The organism is Actinoplanes sp. NPDC049265, from assembly GCF_043197135.1.
Classification (GTDB): domain Bacteria; phylum Actinomycetota; class Actinomycetes; order Mycobacteriales; family Micromonosporaceae; genus Actinoplanes.
Window position 1 is genome coordinate 91,692 of the sequence record NZ_JBICSP010000030.1, and the last position, 8,808, is coordinate 100,499.

The 8,808-nt window shown below is 68.7% G+C and carries 1 protein-coding gene; it reads right to left on the reverse strand.

The window, feature by feature from the left end:
- Nucleotides 1–12 precede the first annotated feature (12 nt).
- Nucleotides 13–8,394 (reverse strand): neuraminidase-like domain-containing protein, encoded by an 8,382-nt coding sequence (locus ACGFIO_RS41185; RefSeq protein WP_392835919.1) that lies wholly within the window; start codon nucleotides 8,392–8,394, stop codon nucleotides 13–15.
- Between the last annotated feature and the right edge of the window lie 414 nt (nucleotides 8,395–8,808).

Genomic DNA, 8,808 nt, shown 5'->3' on the forward strand with positions numbered 1-8,808 from the left:
CCACTCCCCCTGTCACCGTTCATTGCTGAGCCCACCTGCTGCGGACGGGCCGCGGCCGAGTACGTCGGCGTCGTAGAACAGCAGGAAGCTGATGTCGAGCAGGGCCACCGGGTCGAGGCAGCCGTCCCGCACCAGGTGCGGGTCGGGAGGGTCGGCCAGGTCGAGGGTCAGCGTCCAGCGCTGCTGGAAGTCTGCGGCGGCGAGCTGGAGCGGTTCGACGCCGGCCCAGCCACCAGCGAAAACGAGCGGGTAGTGGCCCGCGCCGATCGACAGCGTTGCGAAGGTGCTCGAATCGGTGCTGGTGACGGACGGCCCGACGGCCATCTTGATCAGGACCTTGCGCAGCACCGCGGTCGGCAGGTGAGGCAGCATCGTCGCCCGGACGTCGAAGGAGAGGCTCTGCGTGCCCGGTTCCGGCGCCGGATGCAGGAAGGTGTACCAGTCCGCGGCGAAGGACTGTGCGGCGTCGAGATACAGGCCGCCGGTGTAGCGGGCTTGGTGCTTGCGCAGGATGTCGATCACGTCCTGGCGGAAGGATCGGCTGCCGTCGAAGGTGCTTCCGCCGTCGAGAGCCGTGTAGTTGATGGTGACGATGACGTCGGACAGGTCGCTCAGGTCGACACGGTTGTTCTCCGGCGGGATCGCCAGCTGCCAGGTGGAGACCGCGCCGGTGCCCTCGAAGGGCATGAACGTGGGGCCGCTGAAGTCCAGCCGGAACACGCCGTTGTCGTCGACCCCGCGGGAGAGCGCCACCTGCTGGCCGGGTAGCCAGTCCCGGCGCAGATCGCGCATGTTTCCGCTGTCGCCCGCGACCAGGGACTCGACGACGGTCGGGGTGGCGCTCAGCACGACCGCGCTGGACGTTTGCGTGAGCACCGCGTTCAGGTTCTCGTACGGTCCGACGATCGCCGGTATTGAGACCGTCACCGAGCTGAGCTGCCGTCCGTAGTGTCCGGGGAAGTCGAGGTCGAGCATCGTCTCGGTGATGGCGAAGGTGGCCGGCGATCCGGTCCGCAGTTTCTCCAGCTGGTACGGATCGAGGTGGCGCAGCGAGATCGTCTTGGTGATCTGCAACCGGCTCCGATCGGCTTGCTGGTACGCGGTCCTGAGCTGGTCCAGGGAGAACATCAGGTTCTCCCCCGCGCACAGCCCCCGGTGCAGGCTGTCCCAATACCCGTAGACGATGAAGTTGTCCGTGCGGTTCTGCTCGAACTGGTAGGCGAGTTCCGCGTCATGGGCGGCGGCGACCGCCGCGGTGTAGGACTGGAAATAAACCGCGGCCAGGCGCTGCGCCATCCAGTCGTACAGGGCCATGCCGGTGAACCGCGACCCGAGGAACGCCGACACCGTCGCCACCTGGTCGATGCTCCGCTGGTGCGTCAGCAGGTCCTGGCGGGCCGCGGCGAGTTGTGCGGTGACGGCGTCGATCTGTTTGCCGCAGATCTCTACGTCCTTGGCGGCTCGCTGGGCCTGGAACTCCCATTCCTCGGCCCGGCGCCCGAACGCGCCGGTCGCCGAGGTGAGCGCCGAACTGAGCGACAGGACCTGTGCCGAGCCGGCCATGACCTGCGATACCTGGCTGATCGCATTGCCCGGCTGCATGCCGCCGTCGGCGAGACCGAAGATGGTCGGCACGAGGTAGGCGGCAACGGCCAGGCCGCTGTAGGGCAGGGACATCGTCTGCGCCGCGATCGCCGCGATGTCGAGCTTACGCGAGGTCGACTCCTCGACCGACAGGCCGGCGGTGAGCAGCCGGCCGTAGAAGTCGGCCTCGAACTGCGCCTTGTCCCTGCTCAGGGTGAGGCCGTCGAGGCCGGCGGTCAGGTCCTCGATCTGCTGCAGCTTGGCCGTGGTGGTCAGGGTGAGCAGGGCGGCTTCCTGCGTGTTCCGGAGCATCTCCAAGGCGCTGACGTCACGGCTCTGCAGCGCGCCGAGCAGCGCCGAGCCGAGCGCGGAGACGTGGCTGGCCAGCGTGACCGCGCGCTCGAGGAGAGGGCCGAAGCGGTAACCGGAGGTCGGCTCGGCGACCTTCGGGCCCGCCGCAGGCAGGTAGCCGTTCCCCGACGCCGCGGCCGTGACCAGCGCCATCGGGTCCAGCGGCGGATCCCACAGTGCGAGCGGGGCGGCGACACCGTCAATGTTCTCACCGTTGCGGATCTTGGTCAGCCGGTCCTCAACCCGGTCCCAGTAGGAGGCGAGGTGACTGTTCGGGGGCACGCCGAAACAGGCGTCGAGCGCGTTGAACGGGGTGCCGGGCGGGTTCGGACCGGCGACCGGCCCGGACAGCGGCGGCAGCGCGTCCTCCAGGCCGATCAGGAACTCCGGAATGCCTTGCTCGCCGTACCTGCTCCTGATCTCGTCGAACGTGAGGTCGCCGGCGGGCGCCGGGCCCGGGCCGAGATCCACCGGTCGGTCACCGAGCAGATCCTGGGCGAAGGTGTACAGCTGCGTGGCGCTGGTGACCGCCTCCCACGTGTACTTGGTGAACAGGGCATCGCCCCAGGCGAGTAGCAGATCGACGTACCGCATCACCGTCGCCTTCTCGTACGCGCCGATCCGCAGCCGGGCCAGGGCGTCCGGATCGAAGGGGTCGTCCTCGTATACTGCGATCTGCCCCTGGTCGGTCAGCGTGTCCAGCAGCGATTCCAGGGTGTGCTGGCGGAACGGCCGAAACTGCCAGTGATGACCGGCCGGCGTGGCGAGCCGGAAGTTCGACAGCACCGCCCGGACCTGGCCGATGGTCTCCTCAGAGAAGCCGGCGAAGAACCCGCCAAGCGAGGTGGCGTCGGTGTAACCCGGCGCGACCCGGGCGCCGTCACCGGCCGCGACGAGAACGCCGGCGTCCAGCAAAGCGCCGTAGTATGCGACCGCGTCCAGCGCGGTGATCTCGGCGGTCTCGAACGAGGCCGGCCGGAGGAACTGCTCGGTCGCGGTCGGGTCGAGCACCAGGCGCAGCCACCGCTCGGCCGCCTCGAACTGCTGGTTGGCCGCCAGGCTCGCCGACACCAACAGCGGCGCATGGTAGAACAGCTCCCAGTAGTACAACCCGTACGGACCGTCGAAGTCGATCTGGGCGCCGTCGGCCGGCGTCGGTGCCGTGAGACGCAGTCCGTCGCCGCCCAGCCGGCTGAACGGCAGCCGCGCGGTCACCGGCGCGTTCTGGCTCTCCAGCGATAGAGCCTGCCTGACCCCACCCGCGAAGAGCGTATAGCTCAGCGTGCGCGCGCTGGTGCGCGCGCTGATCCGCTCAACGGTGAAACCGATCTCGTTGGGGTCGGTCCGGTAGGTCGCGTCCCAGAACTTCAGCAACACCGAGCGCACCTGCCCGGTCAGCAGATCGCGAGCCGGCTCGGGCACCTCTGGGAACAGGAAAGAGAGGTCGCCGGACGCGGAGAACCCAGGCGCCACCACGCGGGTCGCCTTCAGCACCCGATTGTCCACCAGCCGCCCGATCGCCTCGACCGCTTGCGCACGGCTGAGCCCGGTGGCACGGAAGGACGCCGGTTGCACCTGTTTGGGCGTGGACATCAGGACGGTACGGACGGACTCACGCATCGGCTCCGGCATGTGCGACGGGAGCGGCGGCAAATCGGTCGTCGCGGTAACCACGGTGCGCAGGACCGCGTAACGTTCGCCCGGGACAGGGGTGGCGAAGCCGGACATGACCAGGTCGTCGTACACCTCGCCGGAGAGCCCCGGACTGATGTCGTCAGTGACGAAGGAGTCCTCGGTGATGAAGCGCTCGATGGCCCGGTCGTCGTAGGTCAGCGACGTGATCGACGGTGCCGCCAGCAGGATCCGGCGGGTCTGCTCGATCAGTTTCCCGCGGCGCACCGCCGACGGCTCCCCAGCGAACATGGCGGAGAGGTCAGTGTCCCGCCCGAAACTGTCCGACAGCCAGCCCCAACCTGCGTCGTCGCCGCCCCTCCGAATGACGCCGATGCCGGCCAGCTCCAGGAAGATCGCGTGGTAGCGGGTGCCGTCGACCGGCCGGAAAAGGGAGTCGAAGATCACCGGCGACGACGCGACCGTCGCCGTTCGGGTCGAGCCGGACAGGTCGGGGTAACGCACCGCCCGCGGAGTCAGCAGGAACGTCTCGTCCCCGACTGCGAGCAGGTGACTGCCGACCTGGTTCTTGACGGAGCAGGTCCGCGCGGTCAGCGATGGGAGCTGGGTGAACAGGGGCCGATCGCCCCACGCCGCCCACAGCACCGCACGGGCATGGGCGATGGCCGCCTCGCTGACCACCCCGTCCAGCGGGGCCAGATAAGGGAATCTGGCCCACATCGGCCCCACGACGCCGTCCTCGATCACGAAGGCTTTGAGCACGTCGAAGATGGTCTGCGCGGTCTCGCCGTAGATGAACGGAGACCGGAACGACGCCGCGGTGACGAGAGAGGGCGGGCGCGCGGTGGGAATCGCCGGACCGGTGCCGGTCTTTGCGGCGGGCACGTACGCACAGTCGGCGCCCACCACCGAGACAGTCCCCAGCAACCGGTCGACCTCGGGCTCGATGACCGGTGGAGCCGTCTCGCGCAGGTCCGCCTCGAACACGAGCACCTCGTTCGGGCGGCGGACAAAGCTGGGCTGGAGCTGGTGATCCAGCACGACACTGCGGACCACCGGCAGGTAGCCGTACAGATCAGCGCCCATCAGCTGGTTGTAGCCGGCGGTGGCGTCGTGGATCAGTTGCTCGAAGGCCTGCGCTCTCGATCCGGGATCGACCAGCGTCGCCGGCGGCCCGGCCGGCTGGTCGAGCAGCCCGGAGCCGGCCTCCTTCTTCAGCATCGTCCCGTAGGTGACGACCAGCTTCTGTGCTGCCGGGTCGGCCAGCCCGCGGCGGTCCTGCTCCGGCGGGTCGACGACGACCAGCGACACCTTGTTCCAGGCCGGATCGGTCATATCGAACAGATCCGTCCGGTCCGCGAGAGGGCCCAGCGCGCCGGTCCGATCGGATCGAGACGGCATGTACAAGACCACCGCGTCGTCCACCAGGGTCTGCGGCTGGATCCAGTTGCCGTTGAGGTCCACGAAGGAGTACTTGACGGTCGCCTGGTAGGCGATCTCCTGGGTGGCGCCCGCAGCGGACGGCGCCGGTTCGGCCGGCGCGTCCTTGACGACCGACTGCTCGACCCAAAACAGGAACAGCCGGTTGAAGACACGCACCGGGCTGATGAACGGGGCGGGGATGGTGATGCCGATCTGCTGCCAGGATCCCCACACGCCGTTGGCGTAGGAAATCAGGTAATAGGCGTACGGATCGGTGGCCGTACGCGCGAACAGGTACGTCGTGTCGAGCGGTCCCTGCTCAATATCGTCGACGGTGCAGTGGTAGGCGTCCACGTATTCCAGGTCGGTCAGCCGCACCAAGCCGTCGACGTAGGTCTGAAAGACCGCGTCGACCGCCCCCTCGGCGACCTCCCCCTGCGACAGCTGGTCCTGCAGGGCATCGAAGAGCCTGGTGCTGCCCTTGCGCAAGCCCGGGCTCAGGTAGTTCTCCGGATACAGGAACACCTGCCGGTTCGCCGACCAGACGGTGTAGTTGTTCAACCACGGCCACCACGCCTCAGGAATATCGAAGGTCCCGAGTGGCTCCAGGCCCAGACGGCAGCGCTGCAGATAACGTTGCGCCGCGTTGAGCGCCTCCCTGATCAGCGACACGCGTGGCACGCCGCTGGTCGCGACGTCGGTCAGCAGATAATCCGAGAGATCGCCCTGGCTTCGGAGGGGGAACGACCCACCGGACGGGCGCGACATCACCAGGGACGCCAGGGCGTCCCGAAGGCGGACCTGCTCCGCGCCGCCGAGCTGAGCCGCGACCGCAGGCCACTGCGCGGCGGGAACCCGCGAGCGCACCAACCCGAGCAGGTGCTGGGCCACCCCGGTCCAGGACTCCCAGGTCACCTCCCGGCCGGTGACGACGGCGACCAGCTGGTCCCGGGCGAACGCCGGCTCGGCGCCAAGCCGCTGCAGCAGATCAAACTGGGCGGCGACCGACAATAGGACCGACACCCGGTCCCGCCGGCCGGCGAACGGCTCGAGCAGCGTGGCAAGCGTCACCGCGTCCCAGCCGGTCGCCTTGACCAACTCCGCGGCCGGATCGTCGCCGGGGCCCGGATCGACGAAGGTCAGGATGCGACCGGCGCGGTCCGCGTACCCGGTCACCAGCTGCTGGAATCGCGAGAGTCGGTGGACGGAGTCGAGATCGAGCGGCAGGGTGACGCCGTAGACCTCCGGGCGGGCGCTCAGGCTGTTCAGCACCGGCACGGGCAGGGCCAGCGCGTCGCAGAAGACGAGCCAGCGCGAGAACCAGCCGAGGAAGGTCCGCACATAGGCCAGGTCCGGGTCGTCCGGGTCGTCCGGGTCGTCCGGGTCGTCCGGCGTGGCGAGAAAGACTTGGGCCAAGGTCCGCCCGCTCGGGAGTGGCGCGGCGGCCAGAGCCCGGGCGGTCAGCGCCGCGGACCGCTCCTCGGTGATCGAGAACAGCAGTGCGAGTTGCCCGCTGATCGCTATGTCCGCCGCGGCGCCCGGCGCGCCGACGGCCGTACGCAGCGCCGTCAGCCAGCCGGGCACCTCCTCGGGCTGGAAGGCGGGGTCGACGGTGGCCGCAGGCGGCCCGCCGAGGACGTAGGCCAGCAGGTCGAGGCTCAGCCCGGAGCCGGCCAGCCAGTCTGCCCGGTCGCAGATGAGCGTGATGTCATCCAGGCTCAGTGCCGCGGGCAGCCGACCGCTGGTCGACAGGCCGAGAAGCTCCACCAGGCGGCAGTAGTCGACGACCGTCAAACCCAGCGCCTGCTGCAGCGTCGCGTGCCGATACAGCGCGGCCAGGTTGTCGAAGCTCAGCGCCACCTCACTGCCATGTCCCCAGAGCTCCGACGCGAGGGTGACGAGCTGGCGCGGCGATAGGCCGGTGGCCGCGGCGAGCCGGGACGCCGCAGCGGTCTGGGCGGGGTCGCCCGACCCGACGATCCAGCTCCGCACAGCGCTGGTGTACAGGGGGTTCAAGGGTGTCGCAGGCCGATAGACGTCACCGCCGACCAGACGGGGATCGTTGAACGCACTGTCGAACGGGGTGTTCCCGGCGCTCTCGCCGTAAGGCTTGACTGTTGCGAAGATGGCGCACGTCGTCACGATGTCGACGCGGAGCCGGTCGGCCAGCGACGCGACCTGCGCGGCTTGGGCGATCGCACCTGCCGACAGCGGCGCCGCGGCACCGATGCACCGGAACACCCAGTCGGTGGTCGGGTGGTCCCAGCCGATCCAGGCCGCGAGCCGTACGAAGCGGCCCATCCGGTCCAGCGGGTCATGCGGTGTGCCGTCGAGCCCGCCGATGGTGGCGGCGGTCCCGGTGGTGCTGTCTCCCGGCTGGAAGGTCAGCCAGGCCCCGTCCATGCCCCGGTTGATAAAGAGGCCGGCCGCCACGCCCGCCTCCAGTTCCGCATCGCTGAGATCCTGCCGGAGCAGAGCGCGCAACTCGGTCAGGGTCAGTCCGGTGCGCTCCAGGAAGGTGGGCACGGTGGCCAGCGCGGCGAGCCCATCGCGATCGGTGCCGTAGGCGGCGGCCAGCGCGTCCGGGTCTGCGGCAAGCGGAGTCGCCACGAACGCCGCCTGCTCGGCGGACAGCCCGAACTGCGCCCGGCCGACTTCCGCGGGCGGCGAGCCGAACGCGCTCAGCACCGCCGGCAGCGGGGCACCCAGCTGATCGAGGCAACTGATGACCTGCCGCAACGGCAGATGCAGGGGCAGCTGGAACGGGTACGTCAAGGTGCTCAATCGCTGATTCAGGTCACTGGGTTCGTTCAGGATCTCCCTGGCCTGGCCGGACAGCCTGGCGTTGACGATCTGCAGCGTCGGAACGGTGATGTTCGTGGACTCGCAGGTCAGCGGGATCGCACCGATGTCGGGCCGCCGCTCGGCGAAGGAGAGACCCACCGGCAGCGTCGCGGCATTCGGCTGGGTGACATGGGTGTCGATGACGCGCAACAGGTCCACGAGATAGGCGGCCGGACCAAGAATGGAGCGGCACTCGTCGCAGGAGCAGTAGTCCAGTGATCCGAACAACGCCTGATATCCGGGCAGGTCGTCGAACGAGACCGAGCCGCCCGACCCGAGATTGCTCACCTTGAGCGCGTTGAAGTGCCGGTCCCTCACCGCGGAATGACCGTTGGCCCAGGCGTGCATCACGGCGTTCCCGATCCATACCGCCTCGCTGTACGCCTGGCCGGCACGGACCTCGTCACCATTCAGCTTCGCCGCGATCCGGCGGACGGCCACGCTTCGGGAAAGCTGACTCATCTCCATCGCCGAGGTGAATCCCGCGTCGACCATCGCTCGTCGGACATCGCCGTCCGGGTGCAGCTTTCCGAGGCGGACACGCACATCTTCACTGGTCACCAGACGACTCCAGCTCGCGGGAGAGATCGGCCTACATCAGCGGCCGAGAATGTCCACAGTGGAAAGTAACGGCACCGTAACACGTTGCGATCGCGCCCGACAAGGACTGGAACAGCACCGGCGACCACGGCTTCCCACCCTGGACAACGCGCCAAGCTTCAGCATGATCGTCCTCAGGTAGCGCCTCACCGGGTAGACGCTGAGACCCAAGGGGCAGGGATATGGGCGTTCGACCCGACACTCGCAACCAGAGCGACGACGCCACGTTCAGACGGTGCCGTTCTAACTCTCTGTTAGTCACGCGGCGGGCTCAGGCACGCTAAAAGCTCCTATCACGATCTCTGTTTGGTCCAGTTGATCAAGCGGCGCCAGCAGATCAGGGCGCAGGCGAGACCGACGAAGCCGTCGTGGATA